16 protein-coding genes and 1 tRNA gene are annotated in these 20,976 nt (G+C 69.3%); 14 read left to right on the top strand and 3 right to left on the bottom strand.

The features are described from left to right. Positions 1 to 140 precede the first annotated feature (140 nt). Positions 141 to 845 carry a radical SAM protein gene (locus ALMP_RS11230; RefSeq protein WP_264926592.1) on the bottom strand — a complete coding sequence of 235 codons (705 nt, stop codon included), beginning with the start codon at positions 843 to 845 and terminating at the stop codon, positions 141 to 143. A gap of 425 nt (positions 846 to 1,270) precedes the next feature. Between ALMP_RS11230 and ALMP_RS11225 the strand changes: the two genes are divergently transcribed. The 3 genes from ALMP_RS11225 to ALMP_RS11215 all read left to right on the top strand — a co-directional run bounded on the left by ALMP_RS11225 (position 1,271) and on the right by ALMP_RS11215 (position 4,093). Next, complete coding sequence (locus ALMP_RS11225; protein WP_264926590.1) at positions 1,271 to 1,858, top strand: hypothetical protein; 588 nt, start codon at positions 1,271 to 1,273, stop codon at positions 1,856 to 1,858. Positions 1,859 to 1,938: 80 nt separating this feature from the next. Then, entirely contained in the window at positions 1,939 to 2,646 is a 708-nt protein-coding gene (locus tag ALMP_RS11220; protein ID WP_264926588.1) for a hypothetical protein, read from the top strand. Further along, positions 2,621 to 4,093, top strand: coding sequence for a hypothetical protein (locus ALMP_RS11215; RefSeq protein ID WP_264926586.1), 1,473 nt, complete (start codon positions 2,621 to 2,623; stop codon positions 4,091 to 4,093). Before ALMP_RS11220 ends, ALMP_RS11215 begins: the two co-directional genes overlap by 26 nt. A gap of 64 nt (positions 4,094 to 4,157) precedes the next feature. Here the strand turns inward: ALMP_RS11215 and ALMP_RS11210 are convergent, their stop codons facing one another. Together ALMP_RS11210 and ALMP_RS11205 are read right to left on the bottom strand one after the other, a co-directional pair. Continuing rightward, the gene (locus ALMP_RS11210; protein ID WP_264926584.1) at positions 4,158 to 5,189 is read right to left on the bottom strand and encodes an adenosine deaminase; all 1,032 of its coding nucleotides are present in this window, start codon (positions 5,187 to 5,189) and stop codon (positions 4,158 to 4,160) included. 124 nt (positions 5,190 to 5,313) lie between these two features. Continuing rightward, the gene (locus tag ALMP_RS11205) at positions 5,314 to 6,540 is read right to left on the bottom strand and encodes a pyridoxal phosphate-dependent aminotransferase (RefSeq protein WP_264926582.1); all 1,227 of its coding nucleotides are present in this window, start codon (positions 6,538 to 6,540) and stop codon (positions 5,314 to 5,316) included. Positions 6,541 to 6,755: 215 nt separating this feature from the next. Here ALMP_RS11205 and ALMP_RS11200 point away from each other — a divergent pair. From ALMP_RS11200 to ALMP_RS11150, 11 genes are all read left to right on the top strand, one after another. Continuing rightward, a tRNA-Trp gene (locus ALMP_RS11200) sits at positions 6,756 to 6,828 on the top strand. Positions 6,829 to 6,936: 108 nt separating this feature from the next. Further along, a complete protein-coding gene (gene secE / locus ALMP_RS11195) occupies positions 6,937 to 7,224 on the top strand; it encodes a preprotein translocase subunit SecE (RefSeq protein ID WP_264926580.1) in 288 nt (95 codons plus the stop codon). 79 nt (positions 7,225 to 7,303) lie between these two features. Continuing rightward, positions 7,304 to 8,155: a transcription termination/antitermination protein NusG gene (gene nusG / locus ALMP_RS11190; RefSeq protein WP_264926577.1), complete on the top strand. Its 852-nt coding sequence runs from the start codon at positions 7,304 to 7,306 to the stop codon at positions 8,153 to 8,155. Between the two features lie 152 nt (positions 8,156 to 8,307). Further along, a complete protein-coding gene (rplK, locus tag ALMP_RS11185) occupies positions 8,308 to 8,742 on the top strand; it encodes a 50S ribosomal protein L11 (RefSeq protein WP_003998857.1) in 435 nt (144 codons plus the stop codon). Between the two features lie 102 nt (positions 8,743 to 8,844). Next, positions 8,845 to 9,570, top strand: coding sequence for a 50S ribosomal protein L1 (rplA, locus tag ALMP_RS11180; protein ID WP_264926571.1), 726 nt, complete (start codon positions 8,845 to 8,847; stop codon positions 9,568 to 9,570). 121 nt (positions 9,571 to 9,691) lie between these two features. Then, positions 9,692 to 10,537: a hypothetical protein gene (locus ALMP_RS11175; protein ID WP_264926569.1), complete on the top strand. Its 846-nt coding sequence runs from the start codon at positions 9,692 to 9,694 to the stop codon at positions 10,535 to 10,537. Positions 10,538 to 10,664: 127 nt separating this feature from the next. Continuing rightward, a complete protein-coding gene (locus ALMP_RS11170; protein ID WP_264926567.1) occupies positions 10,665 to 11,525 on the top strand; it encodes an LppX_LprAFG lipoprotein in 861 nt (286 codons plus the stop codon). A gap of 284 nt (positions 11,526 to 11,809) precedes the next feature. After that, entirely contained in the window at positions 11,810 to 12,343 is a 534-nt protein-coding gene (gene rplJ, locus ALMP_RS11165) for a 50S ribosomal protein L10 (RefSeq protein ID WP_264926565.1), read from the top strand. Positions 12,344 to 12,480: 137 nt separating this feature from the next. Continuing rightward, the gene (rplL, locus tag ALMP_RS11160) at positions 12,481 to 12,867 is read left to right on the top strand and encodes a 50S ribosomal protein L7/L12 (RefSeq protein WP_264926563.1); all 387 of its coding nucleotides are present in this window, start codon (positions 12,481 to 12,483) and stop codon (positions 12,865 to 12,867) included. A 576-nt stretch (positions 12,868 to 13,443) separates the two neighbouring features. Continuing rightward, positions 13,444 to 16,929: a DNA-directed RNA polymerase subunit beta gene (gene rpoB, locus ALMP_RS11155; RefSeq protein WP_264926561.1), complete on the top strand. Its 3,486-nt coding sequence runs from the start codon at positions 13,444 to 13,446 to the stop codon at positions 16,927 to 16,929. A 97-nt stretch (positions 16,930 to 17,026) separates the two neighbouring features. After that, positions 17,027 to 20,926, top strand: a complete 3,900-nt coding sequence (locus ALMP_RS11150; RefSeq protein WP_264926559.1) for a DNA-directed RNA polymerase subunit beta' — start codon at positions 17,027 to 17,029, stop codon at positions 20,924 to 20,926. The last annotated feature ends 50 nt before the right edge of the window (positions 20,927 to 20,976 follow it).

The raw sequence follows: 20,976 nt of genomic DNA, 5'->3' as shown, positions 1-20,976 counted from the left end.
CCGCCACCCCCTGGCCCCCGCCACCCGCCGCCCGCGCGCCCCCCTCACGCCGGCCGCTCGCCACCCCTTCGCCCCTGTCACGACCGGCTCAAGCCCCCTCACCCCCGCCCCAGCCGTCCCATGCAGCCCCCACACCCCCGTCACGGCCGCCAACTCGCCTCCCTCAGCCTGATTCCGTCCGCCGCCAGCCCGGTCTCCAGTCGGCGCAGTTCACCGCGGCCCGGGACGCCGTACACGCGCGCGTGCGTGCCCTGGGCCCGGACGCTCACGCGGGGGCCCGGCGGATACGTCCGGCTGAGGTGCTCGGCGTAGCGGCTGACGCCCAGCGGCGTGCGCGGGACGAGGCGCTGGTTGGCCGAGCCGCGCCAGACCAGGTCGGTGGGCTCACCGGCCCGGAACCGGCCGGTGACCACCGCGTCCGCGCCCGCCAGCGCCGCCCACACCTCGTCCGGCACCACCTCCGGCACCTCCTCCGGCTCATGGCCGGTGTAGACGAGCAGGTCCGCGAGCGGTCGCCCCACGCGCGCGTGACGCCGGCGCAGCCGGTCGGCGCCGCGCAGCAGCGCGGCCAGGGCGGCGGGCTGGGCCAGCGGCTCCCCGCCGCTGACGGTCAGCCCCTCGGCGCCGTGGCCGAGCGCGGCCTCCCAGAGCTGGAGCAGCTCGCCCACGGTGGCCGCCCGCCCGCCGGCCGGGTCCCAGGTGTGCCGGGACATACAGCCGGGGCAGGCCAGGGCGCACCCCTGGAACCACAGGGCCAGCCGACGGCCCGGGCCGAGCGTCTCGACGGGGAAATACCCGTCGGCGATCCGCACCGGCCGCGCCGCCTCGGCGGTGTTTTCCTTCATGCGCCCCCCTTCACGCCTCATGGCGCTCCTCAATGCGCCCCTTTGTGCTTCTGGATGCGCCCCTCGCCCCCGGAATTCGAAGATCTTTTCGGCTTTTCCGGGATGGCCCGGGCCGGCGGAAGGGAAGCGTATTCCGTGTCCCGTCCGCCCAGCCTGCGTTTCAGAAGTTTTCCAGGAAGGGCGACCCGGCTCGGGCCGGGCGCCGGTCGATCACCGGTCGATCACCGGTCGCTCTCCGGCTGATTTCCGGGCACGGGAAATCGGTTGCGGGAAATCCCTCCCGCCCGCGTTCGTTTTTCGCCTAGGCTGCGCGCCAATCCCGGATTCCGGCGCGGCGCGCGAGGTGCCGCTCGCGCCGAGGGCGCCCGCGCGGCAGCCCACAGGCGGCCCAGGGGCGGTCCGGGGAATCTGACGAGGGGGATGGCATGAGCGAGGTCAGGTCCGTCCCGGCGGACTACGGCCGCAGCCGCCTCACCGCGCGCACCCGCTGGCGGGCCACCCGCCGTGGACGCCGGGACGGCAAGGCAGGCATAGGCACCGATCACTACACCCGCCAGCTCGAACGCGGGCTGCGCATGGCACTGGAGGACCTGCGGTCCCGCTTCGTCACCCGGCACGCGCGGGACATCGACAGCGTGCACGAGGAGTCCGCGCGGATCGTCACGGAGTACGACCACCGGCGCGAGGACGTGCCCGCGGCCCTGGCCCGCTTCGGCGGCTGGGTATCGCAGTGGCGCACGGAGGTGACGGCCTGCCAGCAGCGCGGCCTGGCCCTCGCCGCCTGCGCCGACCAGGAACTCGCCCACTACGAGGCCGCGTACGCGCGCGCCGCCCGCCAGGACCCGTCCCAGCCCACGGGAACCGTGGCCGACGCGGTCCTGGACGAGACATGGACCGGAGCACCGGACTGGATGCTCGACGACGCCCTGGTCCGCAGAGCACTCCAGATCCTCGAACAGCGGATCGGCCCGGCACCCGCGGCATCCGGCCGGGCAGGACGGGGGACACGATGAGAAAGCCACACACCACCGCGAGGCCCCGGGGCGGGCGGCGGACGGGCGTGCCCCGCCCGGGCGCGGCAGGGGTGACGGGGATGACAGCCGTCGCCGCCCTGCTCGTCGCCTCCTGCGGCACGTTCGACGGGCCCGAGCGCCTCTCCGCCGACTGCGCGGTGGTCGTGGACGGCTCCGGCTCCGGCGCCGACGGCGACGACGGGTTCCGCGCCAAGGAGAAGCTGAAGGCGACCCTGCCCCGCTTCCTCGCCGACCAGAAGTGCAAGTACCTCTCCTACGCGCCCATCACCTCCGCGTCCGTCGCCTCCTCCTGCCAGGTCCCGCGCATCGACATCGACCCGGACGACGACCAGCGCTCCGACCGCGAGCCCCTGTGGGCGCAGACCCGCGTCCTGGCCGCGGCGGGCGCCGACAAGATGCTCGACTGCGCCCGCCAGAGGCAGCCCGGCTCGGACGTCCTCGGCGGTCTCGACCGCGCGGCCAAGGTGCCCCGCGACGGCGACGGCACCTACCACGTCCTGGTCATCAGCGACTTCGAGCAGGCCGACCCCGACTTCAAGCTGTCCAAGTACCGGCTCGCCACCCAGGCGCAGCGCGACACCGCCGTGAACGCCCTGGTGACCGGCCGCGGACTGCCCGCGCTGCCCGACACCACCGTCCACCGCGTCGGCTTCGCCATGCGCGGCGGCAAGACCACCCCCGAACGCGTCGAGCAGATGGACCAGTTCTGGCAGCAGGTGCTGGAGAAGGAGGTGAAGGTCGATGTCGACGACGGCTACGGGGCCTGACGAGCCGCGCCGGCTCCGCGACAGCCTGCCGTTCCGGCGCGGCGCGGGCCGGGCACCCGGCCTGGGCCGCACCGGCGGCGCGACACAGCGCGGGGACGTCCCGCTGACCGAGACCAGGGAGGCCAGGAGCCTGCTCGCGCAGGCCCGGGCGGCCGGCGCCCGAGCCGCCGCCGACGGCACCCTCAACCCGTACGTCCTGGCCTCGGTCCACCGCCTGCCCTACCTCGGTCGGCTGACCGGGCTGCGCGGCCACGCCCGCGACCGGATCGTGGCCCGGCACCACGCGCACGAGGAACGGGAGCTGCGCGCCTCCGCACGGCTGTACGCCGAGACGGCCGCCCGGGAGGAGGAGGCCCGCACGGCGCACGCGGCCCAGGAGGAGGAGACCCGCCGCCGGGACGCCGCGACCGCCCAGCTGGACCGGGCGGCCACCCGGATCGCCGCCCGTCAGGACCGTCGCGACCGCCTCCTGCCCCACCTGGTGTCCCGGCACGGCGCCAACGCCCCGCGACAGGACCCCGACCGCGACCCGCCGTACGCCGACGGCTGGGACGACCGGGACGACCGGGACGACGACTTCGACCCGGAGGTCACCCCGGCCCCCGCCCCCGCCGGCGGACGCTGGGAGGGCCTCACGGAGACCACGGCCATGGCCCGCAAACCCCGGCTGGTCCTCGCCGGGCTGCTCGTCCTGGTCGAACTCCCGGTGTACGTCACCCTGTTCCTGGCGATCCACGACGGCACACCGGAGGGCAGGCTCAGCGCCTATCTGCTGTCGGCCGCCGTCGGCGTCGTCATGACGGCCGGCCCCTTCCAGGCGGGCCGCCAGTGGCGCCGCCGGGGAGCCACCGCCTCGCTGCGGGTGGTCCTGCCGATCGCCGCGGCGCTCGCCTCCCTGTGGGGCTGGGCCGCCTGGTACCTCGGCGACCTGAGGGCCCGGATCGTCTTCCGGGACAGCTCCACGCCCGGCATGGAGGAACTCGCCCGGCAGCTCGACGTCGACCTGCCCCCGGCACCGACCGTCCTGGAGCAGCTCAACCTGGACGAGCACACCGTCAGCGTCACCTTCATCTCGCTGCTGCTGCTCTCCGGCGGCATCGCCTTCCTGCTGGCGCTGTCCGAGGAGCACCCCTTCGTCGCCGCCTACCGCCACCACCACAAGCGGCTGGAGAAGGCCGAGGTCACGCTGGCCGCGGCCGCCGCCGCGGCCGCCGCGGCGAGGCGGGACCAGGAGACGCTCCACGAGCGGCGCGAGGCCCGCGCCGAGGCGCTGGCCGCCGAACTGGCCGCGATCGACCAGCTCTACGAGGCGGCGGCACACTCCTACCTGGACGGAGTGCAGGCGGCCGCGGAGGACCCGGCGGTCACCGAGGGCGCGATGCGCCTGTCGGCCCGCTACCCCCTGCTGCCGGAACCGGTCCCGTCCGCCACCACACGGTCCCGCTGACACCGGCCCCGCACCCGGGGGCCGCACCTCACCGCCCCCGGGTCACCGCCTCGGCGGACCCCGCTCAGGACGCGAGCCAGTCGTCGACCCCGCTCAGCAGCTTCTCCTGGGTCTCCTTCGGGGCCGCCGAGCCCCGGATCGACTGCCGGGCCAGTTCCGCCAGCTCCGCGTCCGTGAAACCGTGGTGCTCCCGGGCGATCTCGTACTGGGCGGCCAGCCGGGAGCCGAACAGCAGTGGGTCGTCGGCGCCCAGGGCCATCGGCACGCCCGCCTCGAACAGGGTCCGCAGCGGCACGTCCTCCGGCTTCTCGTACACGCCCAGCGCCACGTTCGACGCCGGGCACACCTCACACGTCACACCGCGCTCGGCCAGCCGCGCCAGCAGCCGCGGGTTCTCCGCCGCCCGCACCCCGTGACCGACCCGGTCGGCGTGCAGATCGTCCAGGCAGTCGCGGACCGACGAGGGCCCGGTCAGCTCACCGCCGTGCGGCGCGGACAGCAGCCCGCCCTCCCGCGCGATCGCGAAGGCACGGTCGAAGTCCCGCGCCATGCCCCGCCGTTCGTCGTTCGACAGCCCGAAACCCACCACACCCCGGTCCGCGTACCGCACGGCGAGCCGGGCCAGGGTCCGGGCGTCCAGCGGATGCTTCATCCGGTTCGCCGCCACCAGCACCCGCATCCCGAGCCCGCTCTCCCGCGACGCCGTCTCCACCGCGTCCAGGATGATCTCCAGCGCCGGGATCAGACCGCCCAGCCGGGGCGCGTACGACGTCGGGTCGACCTGGATCTCCAGCCACCCCGACCCGTCCCGCACGTCCTCCTCCGCGGCCTCCCGCACCAGCCGCTGGATGTCCTCCGGCTCCCGCAGACACGAGCGCGCCGCGTCGTACAGCCGCTGGAAGCGGAACCAGCCCCGCTCGTCGGTCGCGCGCAGCTGCGGCGGCTCCCCGCTGACCAGGGCCTCGGTCAGCGTCTCCGGCAGGCGCACGCCGTGCTTGTCGGCCAGCTCCAGCACGGTCGCGGGCCGCATCGATCCGGTGAAGTGCAGGTGCAGATGGGCTTTCGGCAGCTCAGAGACATCACGTACACGCTCCATCCCAGGATCCTGCCGTACGCCCCTCCCGTCCCGGAAGCGGAATCCACGAACGTGGTCTTGCTCGCACGAACGACAGGGGCACCGCACCGGAACGTCCCGGTGCGGTGCCCCTGCGCGAGACGAGTCAGTCGCGGGCCTCGGCCAGCAGCTTCTGGATCCGGCTCACACCCTCGACGAGGTCCTCGTCCCCGAGCGCGTACGACAGCCGCAGATAGCCCGGCGTGCCGAAGGCCTCACCCGGGACCACCGCGACCTCGGCCTCCTCCAGGATGAGCGCGGCCAGCTCCACCGAGTTCTGCGGGCGCTTGCCCCGGATCTCCTTGCCGATCAGCGCCTTCACCGACGGGTACGCGTAGAACGCGCCCTCGGGCTCCGGGCAGACCACGCCGTCGATCTCGTTGAGCATCCGCACGATCGTCCTGCGGCGCCGGTCGAAGGCCTCCCGCATCTTCTCGACGGCCGACAGATCACCGGAGACGGCGGCCAGCGCGGCGACCTGCGCCACGTTGGAGACGTTCGAGGTGGCGTGCGACTGGAGGTTCGTCGCGGCCTTCACCACGTCCTGCGGGCCGATGATCCAGCCCACCCGCCAGCCGGTCATCGCGTACGTCTTCGCGACACCGTTCACCACGACGCACTTGTCGCGCAGCTCGGGAAGGATCGCCGGGAGCGAGGTGAACCTCGCGTCGCCGTAGACGAGGTGCTCGTAGATCTCGTCCGTCATGACCCACAGGCCGTGCTCCACGGCCCAGCGGCCGATCGCCTCGGCGTCCGAGGCGCTGTAGACCGCGCCGGTCGGGTTGGACGGGGAGACGAACAGCACGACCTTCGTCCGCTGCGTGCGGGCCGCCTCCAGCTGCTCCACGCTCACCCGGTAGCCGGTCGTCTCGTCGGCCACGACCTCCACCGGCACACCGCCGGCCAGCCGGATCGACTCCGGGTACGTCGTCCAGTACGGCGCCGGGACGATGACCTCGTCGCCCGGGTCGAGGATCGCGGCGAACGCCTCGTAGATGGCCTGCTTGCCGCCGTTGGTGACCAGGATCTGCGACGGGTCGACCTCGTAGCCGGAGTCCCGCAGCGTCTTCGCGGCGATCGCGGCCTTCAGCTCGGGCAGGCCGCCGGCCGGCGTGTAGCGGTGGTACTTCGGGTTCTTGCAGGCCTCGATCGCGGCCTCGACGATGTAGTCCGGAGTCGGGAAGTCGGGCTCACCGGCGCCGAAGCCGATCACCGGACGCCCGGCGGCCTTCAGGGCCTTGGCCTTGGCGTCCACGGCGAGGGTGGCGGACTCGGAGATCGCGCCGACTCGGGCGGAGACCCGGCGCTCGGTGGGAGGGGTTGCAGCGCTCATGAGGCCCATGTTTTCAGACAGGAAACCGGCCCGGCACACGGGTTTCACCCACTGGGCAGCCGAGTGAACACCAGACGGAATCCGCCCAGGACCACTTTCCGTTCGACGGCACGCTCAGGACCACGTACACTCTCACGTCGTTGGCCTTCAACAGCCGTGCCACAAGCGGTGCACACCGAGCACCCGGCTGGATGCGGTACGTTGGGGACACACAAAGGGTCGTAGCTCAATTGGTAGAGCACTGGTCTCCAAAACCAGCGGTTGGGGGTTCAAGTCCCTCCGGCCCTGCTACACACACCTTCGCCAGGATGTGTGCGCATGTACGTACAGCAATGCACCGCCGTGCGGCTCAGACCGGGCGCGGCACGGCCACGACCCGGGAACAGGTGAGGACGAATGGCGGATGCCGTGGGCTCCATCGACACGCCTGATGCCCAGGACGAGGTCCCTGAGGCGAAGAAGAAGACGCGCAAGGGCGGCAAGCGCGCCAAGAAGGGTCCGCTGAAGCGGCTCGCGCTCTTCTACCGGCAGATCGTCGCGGAGCTTCGCAAGGTCGTCTGGCCGACGCGGGGCCAGCTGTCGACGTACACCACGGTCGTGATCATCTTCGTTGTCATCATGATCGGCCTGGTGACCGTGATTGACTATGGACTCAGCAACGCCGCCAAGTACGTCTTCGGCTGAGCCAAGAGCGAAGGGCGCCGGGTGATCGGCGCCCCTTTCGCGTGTTCCACCCCTATGTATCCAGGAAGAAGCAGCCACCGTGTCTGACCAGAACCTGAACGACGCCATCGAGCCCGACGACGTCGACGACGAGCTCGACATCGTCGAGGGTGCGGACGAGGACCTGGACGAGTTCGAGGCTGCCGACGACGAGGCGGGCGAGTCCGCCGAGGAAGCCGCGCTCCACGTCGAGGACGAGGATGCCGACGAGGACGCCGAGGACGACGGCGCCGAAGAGGCCGTCGCCGAGGCCGAGGAAGAGCCGGCCGAGCCGGTCGACCCCATCACCGCCCTGCGCGAGGAGCTGCGCACCCTGCCCGGCGAGTGGTACGTCATCCACACCTACGCCGGCTACGAGAACCGCGTGAAGACCAACCTGGAGCAGCGCGCCGTCTCGCTGAACGTCGAGGACTACATCTTCCAGGCCGAGGTGCCGCAGGAAGAGGTCGTCCAGATCAAGAACGGCGACCGCAAGACCATCCGCCAGAACAAGCTGCCCGGCTACGTCCTGGTGCGCATGGACCTGACCAACGAGTCCTGGGGCGTCGTCCGCAACACCCCGGGCGTCACCGGCTTCGTCGGCAACGCCTACGACCCGTACCCGCTGACCCTGGACGAGATCGTCAAGATGCTCGCCCCGGAGGCGGAGGAGAAGGCCGCCCGCGAGGCCGCCGAGGCCGAGGGCAAGCCGGCCCCGCAGCGCAAGGTCGAGGTCCAGGTGCTGGACTTCGAGGTCGGCGACTCGGTCACCGTCACCGACGGCCCGTTCGCCACCCTCCAGGCCACGATCAACGAGATCAACGCCGACTCCAAGAAGGTCAAGGGTCTGGTGGAGATCTTCGGTCGTGAGACCCCGGTCGAGCTGAGCTTCGACCAGATCCAGAAGAACTGACGCCTTCGGCGATCAAGCCACCGGCCGGGTCAGACGGGCTCACACAGCCTGTCTGACCTGCTCGGTTTTTGGCCGCGCCAACCTACCCGTTAGGGTTGTGCGGTTGCCTTCGGGCACTCGGAAATCAACAGAGAAACGGGAGAGGACCCGAAATGCCTCCCAAGAAGAAGAAGGTCACGGGGCTCATCAAGCTCCAGATCCAGGCCGGCGCCGCCAACCCGGCTCCGCCGGTCGGCCCGGCGCTGGGCCAGCACGGCGTCAACATCATGGAGTTCTGCAAGGCCTACAACGCCGCGACCGAGTCGCAGCGTGGCTGGGTGATCCCGGTGGAGATCACGGTCTACGAGGACCGCTCCTTCACCTTCATCACCAAGACCCCGCCGGCCGCGAAGATGATCCTCAAGGCCGCGGGCATCGAGAAGGGCTCCGGCGAGCCGCACAAGACCAAGGTCGCCAAGATCACCGAGGCGCAGGTCCGCGAGATCGCCCAGACCAAGCTCCCCGACCTCAACGCCAACGACCTGGACGCCGCCGCGAAGATCATCGCCGGCACCGCGCGTTCCATGGGCGTCACGGTCGAGGGCTGACCTCCAGCCCCGTAGCACCTTCGTAGAAACGCGGCTCCGGCCGCACGTGGAAGGGCCTGCTCGGCCCGGACCACGACTCCTCTTCAGCACACAGGAGCAGTAGTGAGCAAGCGCAGCAAGTCTCTCCGCGCTGCGGACGCCAAGATCGACCGGGAGAAGCTCTACGCCCCGCTCGAGGCCGTCCGCCTCGCCAAGGAGACCTCCACGACCAAGTTCGACGGCACCGTCGAGGTCGCCTTCCGTCTGGGCGTCGACCCGCGCAAGGCCGACCAGATGGTCCGTGGCACCGTGAACCTGCCGCACGGCACCGGCAAGACCGCCCGGGTCCTGGTCTTCGCGACCGGTGACCGTGCTGCGGCCGCGGAGGCCGCGGGCGCCGACATCGTCGGCTCCGACGAACTGATCGACGAGGTCGCCAAGGGCCGCCTGGACTTCGACGCCGTCGTCGCCACCCCGGACCTCATGGGCAAGGTCGGCCGCCTCGGCCGCGTGCTCGGTCCGCGTGGTCTGATGCCGAACCCGAAGACCGGCACCGTCACCCCCGACGTGGCCAAGGCCGTCACCGACATCAAGGGCGGCAAGATCGAGTTCCGCGTCGACAAGCACTCCAACCTGCACTTCATCATCGGCAAGACGTCGTTCGACGACAGCAAGCTGGTGGAGAACTACGGCGCGGCCCTGGAGGAGATCCTCCGTCTGAAGCCGTCCGCCGCCAAGGGTCGCTACATCAAGAAGGCCGCCATCACCACCACGATGGGCCCCGGCATCCCGGTCGACCCGAACCGCACCCGCAACCTCCTCGTCGAGGAGGACCCCGCCGCGGTCTGAGCCTGAGGCTCACCACGTCGGTCACGGGCCCCGCACCCTCCCAGGTGCGGGGCCCGTTCCCATGTCAGGGCCGTCCGCCCTGAGTTAGCGTGCGTTCAGGGCACACGCACAGGGGGGACCGATGAAGAGCACGACGGGGCGTGCCGCGCTCGCACTCGTGGTGACGGCCGCGCTGACCGGCGCGGCGGCCTGCACGTCCGACGGGAGGCCCGAGCAGGACCGTACGGCGGCCCCCGCCTCCCTCGCGGCCCTGCGCACCGCCGAGCGCTCCACCGGACGCGCCGACTCCGCCCGGGTCCGGTCCACGACCGTCCTGGGCGACCAGCTCTCCCTCACGGCCGTCGGCGCCCTGCGCTGGGGCCACGGCCTCACCGGCACCCTCACCATCACCTACACCGGCGGTACGACCGCCGAGACGATGCGCGAGCTGGGCGTCACCTCGATGGAGGCCCGCTATCTGCCCGACGCCTTCTACGCCCACATGGGGCAGGCCTTCGCCGGCCAGGCCGGTGGCGGCAAGCGCTGGCTGAAGTACGCGTACGACGACCTGGCCGCCATGGGCACCGGCGCGGACTTCGCCGCCCAGCTGCGCAGTACCACCCCGAACCAGTCGGTGCGGCTGCTGCTGGACTCCGACGACGTCCAGGAGGTCGGCGAGGAGATCGTCGAGGGGCGGCGCACCACCCACTACTCCGGCACCGTCGAGGTCGCGGACGTCGCCGACGCCGGGCTGCGGGCGCACCTGGAGCAGGCCGGCGTCACCGCCGAGACCGTCGACATCTGGGTCGACGCCAAGGACCTGCTGGTCAAGAAGGTCGAGAAGGGCGAGACGGCGCACGGCGGGTACAGCCAGACCGCCTACTACAGCGACTACGGAACCGAGGTCACCACCCAGGCGCCTCCGGCCGGTGACACGGCGGACTTCTCGGAGCTGCTGAGGCAGCAGGGCGGCGCCCCGACGCCGTAGGCATGCACAGGACAGGAATTCACAGGACCGCGCCGGTCCCTCTCGGATACCTTCACACCCTCGCTGTGCGTCGACCGTGTGACCGCTGTGTCGGTGCGCGCTCTGTGCGTTTCCTGGGGGGAATGGGATGAGGTCTTCCGTCGGTGTCGTCGGGCTGTCCGCGCTTTCCGCGGTGTCCACGCTGCTCGTCGCGGGGTGCGGCGCGGTGGGCGGTGCGGAGGGCGGGGACGGCTCCGCGGCCACGGCCGCGGCCGCCGTCACGCGGGCCGTGCAGACGACGGAACAGGTCACCTCCCTGCGCTACCGGATGACCGGCCGGATGCCCCAGGAGGGCCGGATCGAGGCCCAGGGGGCGATGGCCACCGAGCCGGAGCCGGTGATGAGCCTGAGGACCACCGTCTTCGGCGGGCCGGGGAAGGGCACGGCCGAGGTCCGGCTGATCGGCGGAGCGGTGTACTGGGGAAGCGAGGAGGCCACCGAGGACGGCAAGCACTGGATCAAGTTCGGCGCGCCGGGCAAGTCCAGAACCCCCGGCGGTCTGAGGGTCGACACCGGCCCGATGGCCGAGAAGGTCCGCCAGAACCCGGCCCGCGAGGCCGCCTTCCTCACCGGCGCCGACGACCTGAGCAAGGCCGGCACCGAGACCGTCGAGGGCGTTCCCACCACGCACTACCGGGGCACGGCCACCCTCGACGAGATCCGCGACGCGGCCAAGGGGCAGGACAAGGCCACCCGCCAGCGCCGCGAGCAGAGCCTCGCCCAGTACGAGAAGCAGGGCGTCGACGAGCTGACCATGGACGTGTGGATCGACGACGCCGACCGCACCCGCCAGGTGCGCCTGCGCGGCTCCGGCAAGGGCGGCCCGCTCGACCTGACCATCACCCTGCTCGACTTCGGCAAGCCGGTGACCGTGCAGGCGCCGCCCGCATCCGACACCGTCGACATGGCCGCGAAGATCAAGGAGGCCAAGGAGGCTGCCCGGGGCTGAGGCCCCCTACGGGCGGATTTGCTTGTCGGCGCCCCGTTCCCGTACGCTCCTCGAGAAGCCAAAGACCGCTGGTCGTTGCCGTGCGCTCGCAAGAGGGTGCGGTGGCCGAAGGATCCGCTGAAACGCGGACGACCCGCGCAGGTGACAGTGGAAGTTGCTCCCGGACCGATTCCGCCTACGGAATGTGTTCGGTCGAGCCACGCCCCGTGCCCTGCGCCGGGGCGTTTCGTTTGTCCCAGCCCCTTCCGAGCGGTCCTCATCACCCGGAAGGAGGCCGACGCTCTATGGCAAGGCCCGACAAGGCTGCCGCGGTAGCCGAGCTGACGGAGCAGTTCCGCAGCTCGAACGCCGCCGTGCTGACCGAGTACCGGGGTCTCACCGTGGCGCAGCTGAAGACGCTGCGTCGTTCGCTCGGTGAGAACGCCCAGTACGCCGTGGTGAAGAACACGCTGACCAAGATTGCGGCCAACGAGGCCGGGATCACGACGCTCGACGACCTGTTCAACGGTCCGACGGCGGTCGCCTTCGTCACCGGTGACCCGGTGGAGTCGGCGAAGGGTCTTCGTGACTTCGCCAAGGACAACCCCAACCTCGTCATCAAGGGCGGTGTCCTTGACGGCAAGGCGCTGTCCGCCGACGAGATCAAGAAGCTTGCGGACCTCGAGTCCCGCGAGGTTCTGCTCGCCAAGCTGGCGGGCGCCCTGAAGGGCAAGCAGACGCAGACTGCGCAGCTCTTCCAGGCGCTCCCGACGAAGCTCGTCCGCACCGTGGACGCGCTTCGCGCCAAGCAGGACGGCGAGCAGGGCGGTGCCGAGTAACTCGGCTCGCGAAATGACCACCGCCGCCTGAGGCGGGGGTCGCACGGGCCGAACGTCTACGCAGTAACGCCGTAAGGCGCACGCCCGCCAGACATGTACATCCGGCACCAGCCGAATTAGTGGAAGGATTGCCCACCGTGGCTCTCACCCAGGACGAACTGCTCGCCGAGTTCGAGTCGATGACCCTCATCCAGCTTTCCGAGTTCGTGAAGGCGTTCGAGGAGAAGTTCGACGTCAAGGCCGCCGCCGCCGCGGTCGCCGTCGCCGCCCCCGCCGGCGGTGCCGGTGGCGAGGCCGCCGCCGTCGAGGAGAAGGACGAGTTCGACGTCGTCCTCACCGGCGCCGGCGACAAGAAGATCCAGGTCATCAAGGTCGTGCGTGAGCTGACCTCGCTGGGTCTGAAGGAGGCCAAGGACCTCGTGGACGGCGCCCCGAAGCCCGTTCTCGAGAAGGTCGCCAAGGACGCCGCGGAGAAGGCCGCCGAGGCCCTCAAGGGCGCCGGCGCCTCCGTCGAGGTCAAGTAACACCCTGCGGTCGGCGACGACCGCGGCAACGGCTGAAACAGTCCCCCTGGGGCTGTAACGCTGACGCACAGAAGAGCGATCATCCATCCGGGTGGTCGCTCTTCGGCGTTCCTGGGGGCGCGGCCACGGTTGCCTTGCACCCCCGTACACGGGGGGTATGGTGATCTTCGTCGTGTCTCCGGGCGGCTCCGGTCGGGGCGAACGAGGCCTTGACGAACCGCACGCAGCGCGCAATTCTCAGGACGCGTCGTCACGACGATCCAAGTTCCGAGGCATGGATCGACGACGAAGAGGGCAGTATCACCGTGCGTTGAGGGCAAGCAGACCGAGGGCGTTGAGAACCACGAGGGTCTCGAAAAACCCGCACTGGACATCAGTGTGCCAAGTGGCTACACTGACCCTTTGCGCTGCCTGTTAGCTGTCCCCTGCCCGTCACCAGGGGCATGCCCTCACCCGAGCACCGACGTACAGATCATCTCTGAGCTGGCCGTTTGACCAGAAAAGAGGCATCTGTCTCTGTGTGGGAGAGGGGCCGGTACGCGCGTAGTGAGTCCGAGCCCTCGGAAGGACCCCCTCTTGGCCGCCTCGCGCAACGCCTCGACCGCGAATACGAACAACGGCGCCAGCACCGCCCCGCTGCGCATCTCCTTTGCAAAGATCAAGGAGCCTCTCGAGGTTCCGAACCTGCTCGCGCTGCAGACCGAGAGCTTCGACTGGCTGCTCGGAAACACCGCCTGGCAGAGTCGGGTCGAGGAGGCTCTGGAGAACGGTCAGGACGTCCCCACCAAGTCCGGCCTCGAGGAGATCTTCGAGGAGATCTCCCCGATCGAGGACTTCTCCGGGTCGATGTCGCTGACCTTCCGCGACCACCGTTTCGAGCCGCCGAAGAACAGCATCGACGAGTGCAAGGAGCGCGACTTCACGTACGCGGCTCCGCTCTTCGTGACGGCCGAGTTCACCAACAACGAGACCGGCGAGATCAAGTCCCAGACGGTCTTCATGGGCGACTTCCCGCTCATGACCAACAAGGGCACCTTCGTCATCAACGGCACCGAGCGTGTCGTCGTGTCGCAGCTGGTCCGTTCGCCGGGCGTCTACTTCGACTCTTCCATCGACAAGACGTCCGACAAGGACATCTTCTCCGCCAAGATCATCCCGTCCCGGGGTGCCTGGCTGGAGATGGAGATCGACAAGCGCGACATGGTCGGCGTCCGTATCGACCGCAAGCGCAAGCAGTCGGTCACCGTGCTGCTCAAGGCGCTCGGCTGGACGACCGAGCAGATCCTCGAGGAGTTCGGCGACTACGAGTCGATGCGCGCCACCCTGGAGAAGGACCACACCCAGGGCCAGGACGACGCGCTGCTCGACATCTACCGCAAGCTGCGTCCGGGCGAGCCCCCCACGCGTGAGGCCGCGCAGACGCTGCTCGAGAACCTGTACTTCAACCCCAAGCGCTACGACCTCGCGAAGGTCGGCCGCTACAAGGTCAACAAGAAGCTGGGTGCGGACGCCCCGCTGGACGCGGGCATCCTGACCGTCGAGGACATCATCTCGACGATCAAGTACCTGGTGAAGCTGCACGCCGGCGAGACCGAGACCACCGGCGACAGCGGCGACATGATCGTCGTCGAGACCGACGACATCGACCACTTCGGCAACCGTCGTCTGCGCAGCGTCGGCGAGCTCATCCAGAACCAGGTCCGCACCGGTCTGGCCCGTATGGAGCGCGTCGTCCGTGAGCGCATGACGACTCAGGACGTCGAGGCGATCACGCCGCAGACGCTGATCAACATCCGGCCGGTCGTCGCCTCCATCAAGGAGTTCTTCGGCACCAGCCAGCTGTCGCAGTTCATGGACCAGAACAACCCGCTGTCCGGGCTGACGCACAAGCGTCGTCTGTCCGCGCTCGGCCCGGGTGGTCTGTCCCGTGAGCGGGCCGGCTTCGAGGTCCGTGACGTGCACCCGTCGCACTACGGCCGTATGTGCCCGATCGAGACCCCTGAAGGCCCGAACATCGGTCTGATCGGCTCGCTCGCCTCCTACGGTCGCGTCAACGCCTTCGGTTTCGTGGAGACCCCGTACCGCAAGGTCGTCGACGGCCAGGTCACCGACGAGGTGGACTACCTGACCGCCGACGAGGAGGACCGCTTCGTCATCGCGCAGGCCAACGCCACGCTCAACGACGAGCTGCGCTTCTCCGAGGCCCGCGTCCTGGTCCGCCGCCGTGGCGGTGAGGTCGACTACGTCAGCCCCGAGGACGTCGACTACATGGACGTCTCGCCGCGCCAGATGGTGTCGGTCGCGACCGCCATGATCCCGTTCCTCGAGCACGACGACGCCAACCGTGCCCTGATGGGCGCGAACATGATGCGTCAGGCCGTGCCGCTGATTAAGTCGGAGTCCCCGCTCGTCGGCACCGGCATGGAGTACCGCTCCGCGGTCGACGCCGGCGACGTGGTCAAGGCCGAGAAGGCCGGTGTGGTCCAGGAGGTCTCCGCCGACTACATCACCACCGCCAACGACGACGGCACCTACATCACCTACCGGCTGGCCAAGTTCGCCCGCTCCAACCAGGGCACCTCGGTCAACCAGAAGGTCATCGTCAACGAGGGCGACCGGATCATCGAGGGCCAGGTCCTCGCCGACGGTCCGGCCACCCAGAACGGCGAGATGGCGCTCGGCAAGAACCTGCTCGTGGCGTTCATGCCGTGGGAGGGTCACAACTACGAGGACGCGATCATCCTGTCGCAGCGCCTCGTGCAGGACGACGTCCTCTCCTCGATCCACATCGAGGAGCACGAGGTCGACGCCCGTGACACCAAGCTCGGCCCCGAGGAGATCACCCGGGACATCCCGAACGTCTCCGAGGAGGTCCTCGCCGACCTCGACGAGCGCGGCATCATCCGCATCGGCGCCGAGGTCATCGCCGGTGACATCCTCGTCGGCAAGGTCACCCCGAAGGGTGAGACCGAGCTGACGCCCGAGGAGCGCCTGCTGCGCGCGATCTTCGGTGAGAAGGCCCGTGAGGTCCGTGACACCTCGCTGAAGGTGCCGCACGGCGAGACCGGCAAGGTCATCGGCGTGCGCGTCTTCGACCGCGAGGAGGGTGACGAGCTTCCCCCCGGTGTGAACCAGCTGGTGCGCGTGTACGTCGCGCAGAAGCGCAAGATCACCGACGGTGACAAGCTCGCCGGCCGCCACGGCAACAAGGGTGTCATCTCCAAGATCCTGCCCATCGAGGACATGCCGTTCCTCGAGGACGGGACCCCGGTCGACATCATCCTCAACCCGCTCGGCGTCCCGTCCCGAATGAACCCGGGACAGGTGCTGGAGATCCACCTCGGCTGGCTCGCCAGCCGCGGCTGGGACGTCTCCGGTCTCGCCGACGAGTGGGCCCAGCGCCTCCAGGCCATCGGCGCCGACCAGGTCGCCCCGGGCACCAACGTCGCCACCCCGGTCTTCGACGGTGCGCGTGAGGACGAGCTGGCGGGTCTGCTCCAGCACACCATCCCGAACCGCGACGGCGAGCGCATGGTGCTCCCGTCCGGCAAGGCGCAGCTGTTCGACGGCCGTAGCGGTGAGCCGTTCCCGGACCCGATCTCGGTCGGCTACATGTACATCCTGAAGCTGCACCACCTGGTCGACGACAAGCTGCACGCCCGCTCGACCGGTCCGTACTCGATGATCACCCAGCAGCCGCTGGGTGGTAAGGCCCAGTTCGGTGGCCAGCGGTTCGGTGAGATGGAGGTGTGGGCCCTCGAGGCCTACGGCGCCGCGTACGCCCTCCAGGAGCTGCTGACCATCAAGTCCGACGACGTCACCGGCCGCGTGAAGGTCTACGAGGCCATCGTCAAGGGCGAGAACATCCCCGAACCCGGCATCCCCGAGTCCTTCAAGGTGCTCATCAAGGAGATGCAGTCCCTGTGCCTGAACGTGGAGGTGCTGTCCAGCGACGGTATGTCCATCGAGATGCGTGACACCGACGAGGACGTCTTCCGCGCTGCGGAGGAGCTCGGCATCGACCTGTCCCGGCGCGAGCCGAGCAGCGTCGAAGAGGTCTGACGGGAGTCCGGCGGACCTTGAACCACCAAGGTCCGCCGGCCCCAGGACCCCCGTTTCAGACCCCAAGACTTACGACCCTGAGAGGGATTGACGCATAGTGCTCGACGTCAACTTCTTCGACGAGCTCCGGATCGGCCTGGCCACCGCTGACGACATCCGTCAGTGGAGCCACGGTGAGGTCAAGAAGCCCGAGACCATCAACTACCGCACCCTCAAGCCGGAAAAGGACGGGCTCTTCTGCGAGAAGATCTTCGGTCCGACCCGGGACTGGGAGTGCTACTGCGGCAAGTACAAGCGCGTCCGCTTCAAGGGCATCATCTGTGAGCGCTGTGGCGTCGAGGTCACGCGCGCCAAGGTGCGCCGTGAGCGGATGGGCCACATCGAGCTGGCCGCGCCCGTCACGCACATCTGGTACTTCAAGGGTGTCCCGAGCCGGCTGGGCTACCTGCTCGACCTGGCTCCCAAGGACCTCGAGAAGGTCATCTACTTCGCGGCGTACATGATCACGTACGTCGACGAGGAGCGCCGTACGCGTGACCTGCCCTCGCTGGAGGCGCACGTCTCCGTCGAGCGGCAGCAGATCGAGAACCGCCGGGACGCCGACCTGGAGGCCCGCGCCAAGAAGCTCGAGACCGACCTGGCCGAGCTGGAGGCCGAGGGCGCCAAGGCCGATGTGCGCCGCAAGGTGCGCGAAGGCGCCGAGCGCGAGATGAAGCAGCTGCGCGACCGCGCCCAGCGCGAGATCGACCGGCTCGACGAGGTGTGGACCCGCTTCAAGAACCTCAAGGTCCAGGACCTCGAGGGCGACGAGCTGCTCTACCGCGAGCTGCGGGACCGCTTCGGCACGTACTTCGACGGTTCGATGGGTGCCGCGGCGCTGCAGAAGCGCCTGGAGTCCTTCGACCTCGACGAGGAGGCCGAGCGTCTCCGCGAGATCATCCGTACCGGCAAGGGCCAGAAGAAGACCCGTGCGCTCAAGCGCCTGAAGGTCGTCTCCGCGTTCCTCCAGACCAGCAACAGCCCCAAGGGCATGGTGCTGGACTGCGTGCCGGTCATCCCGCCGGACCTTCGCCCGATGGTGCAGCTGGACGGTGGCCGCTTCGCGACCTCCGACCTGAACGACCTGTACCGCCGTGTGATCAACCGCAACAACCGTCTGAAGAGGCTCCTGGACCTGGGTGCCCCGGAGATCATCGTCAACAACGAGAAGCGCATGCTTCAGGAGGCCGTTGACGCCCTCTTCGACAACGGTCGTCGCGGCCGTCCGGTGACCGGTCCCGGTAACCGTCCGCTGAAGTCCCTCAGCGACATGCTGAAGGGCAAGCAGGGTCGATTCCGTCAGAACCTGCTCGGCAAGCGTGTGGACTACTCCGCGCGTTCCGTGATCGTCGTCGGTCCGCAGCTCAAGCTGCACCAGTGCGGTCTGCCGAAGGCGATGGCGCTGGAGCTGTTCAAGCCGTTCGTGATGAAGCGCCTGGTCGACCTGAACCACGCGCAGAACATCAAGAGCGCCAAGCGCATGGTCGAGCGCGGCCGCACCGTGGTGTACGACGTCCTCGAAGAGGTCATCGCCGAGCACCCGGTGCTGCTGAACCGTGCGCCCACCCTGCACCGCCTCGGCATCCAGGCCTTCGAGCCGCAGCTGGTCGAGGGCAAGGCCATCCAGATCCACCCGCTCGTCTGCACCGCGTTCAACGCGGACTTCGACGGTGACCAGATGGCCGTGCACCTGCCGCTGTCCGCGGAGGCGCAGGCCGAGGCCCGCATCCTGATGCTGTCCTCGAACAACATCCTCAAGCCCGCCGACGGCCGTCCGGTGACGATGCCGACCCAGGACATGGTCCTCGGTCTGTTCTTCCTCACCACCGACGGTGAGATGCGGGACGTCAAGGGTGAGGACCGCTCCTTCTCCTCCGTCGCCGAGGCGATCATGGCCTTCGACGCGGGCGAGCTCTCGCTCCAGTCGAAGATCGACATCCGCTTCCCCGTCGGCACCATCCCGCCGCGTGGCTGGACTCCGCCGGTCCAGGAGGAGGGGGAGCCCGAGTGGCAGCAGGGTGACTCGTTCCGTCTGAAGACCACGCTGGGCCGTGCGCTCTTCAACGAGCTGCTGCCCGAGGACTACCCGTTCGTCGACTACGAGGTCGGCAAGAAGCAGCTCTCCGAGATCGTCAACGACCTCGCCGAGCGGTACCCGAAGGTCATCGTGGCGGCGACGCTCGACAACCTGAAGGCGGCCGGCTTCTACTGGGCCACCCGTTCCGGCGTGACCGTCGCCATCTCCGACGTCGTCGTTCCCGAGGCGAAGAAGGAGATCGTCCGCGGCTACGAGGCGCAGGACGAGAAGGTCCAGAAGCAGTACGAGCGCGGTCTGATCACCAAGGACGAGCGCACGCAGGAGCTCATCGCGATCTGGACCAAGGCGACCAACGAGGTCGCCGAGGCGATGAACGAGAACTTCCCGAAGACCAACCCGATCTTCATGATGGTGAACTCGGGTGCACGAGGCAACATGATGCAGATGCGTCAGATCGCCGGTATGCGTGGTCTGGTGTCGAACGCGAAGAACGAGACGATCCCGCGTCCGATCAAGGCCTCGTTCCGTGAGGGTCTGTCCGTGCTGGAGTACTTCATCTCCACGCACGGTGCCCGTAAGGGTCTGGCGGACACCGCTCTGCGTACCGCCGACTCGGGTTACCTCACCCGTCGTCTGGTCGACGTCTCCCAGGACGTCATCATCCGCGAGGAGGACTGCGGCACCGAGCGCGGCCTCAAGCTGGCCATCGCCGAGCGCGACGAGGCCGGTGTGCTGCGCAAGGCGGGCAACGCCGAGACCAGCGTGTACGCGCGCTGCCTCGCCGAGGACATCGTCGTGGACGGCAAGGTGCTCGCCCCGGCGGGCGTCGACCTCGGTGACGTGCTCATCGACCAGCTGGTCGCGGCCGGCGTCGAGACGGTCAAGACCCGCTCGGTCCTGACCTGCGAGTCCGCCGTCGGCACCTGCGCCATGTGCTACGGCCGCTCGCTGGCCACCGGCAAGCTGGTCGACATCGGTGAGGCGGTCGGCATCATCGCCGCCCAGTCCATCGGTGAGCCCGGTACCCAGCTGACGATGCGTACCTTCCACACCGGTGGTGTGGCCGGTGACGACATCACCCAGGGTCTGCCGCGTGTCGTCGAGCTCTTCGAGGCCCGTACCCCGAAGGGTGTCGCCCCGATCTCCGAGGCCTCCGGCCGCGTGCGGATCGAGGAGACCGAGAAGACCAAGAAGATCGTCATCACGCCGGACGACGGCAGCGACGAGACGGCGTACCCGATCTCGAAGCGCGCCCGACTCCTGGTCAGCGAGGGCGAGCACGTCGAGGTGGGCCAGAAGCTCACCGTGGGTGCCACCAACCCGCACGACGTGCTGCGCATCCTGGGCCAGCGTGCCGTCCAGGTCCACCTGGTCGGCGAGGTCCAGAAGGTGTACAACTCGCAGGGTGTGTCGATCCACGACAAGCACATCGAGATCATCATCCGGCAGATGCTGCGCCGCGTGACGATCATCGAGTCCGGCGACGCCGAGCTGCTGCCCGGCGAGCTGGTCGAGCGCTCCCGCTTCGAGCAGGAGAACCGTCGTGTGGTCCAGGAGGGCGGTCACCCGGCCTCCGGTCGTCCGCAGCTCATGGGTATCACCAAGGCCTCGCTGGCCACGGAGTCCTGGCTGTCGGCGGCGTCCTTCCAGGAGACGACCAGGGTCCTCACGGACGCGGCGATCAACGCCAAGTCCGACTCCCTGATCGGCCTCAAGGAGAACGTCATCATCGGTAAGCTCATCCCGGCCGGTACGGGTCTGTCCCGCTACCGCAACATCCGGGTCGAGCCGACCGAGGAGGCGAAGGCCGCGATGTACTCGGCCGTCGGCTACGACGACATCGACTACTCGCCGTTCGGCACCGGCTCCGGCCAGGCCGTTCCGCTCGAGGACTACGACTACGGTCCGTACAACCAGTAAGGCGTAGGTCGAACGACGAAAGGGCGGTCACCCCGTGGTGCACGGGGTGA

Origin of the sequence: Streptomyces sp. A012304 (assembly GCF_026008495.1) — a bacterium.
Classification (GTDB): domain Bacteria; phylum Actinomycetota; class Actinomycetes; order Streptomycetales; family Streptomycetaceae; genus Streptomyces.
The sequence above is the reverse complement of the archived record's forward strand: the minus strand, read 5'-3'. Positions and strand labels throughout refer to the sequence as shown.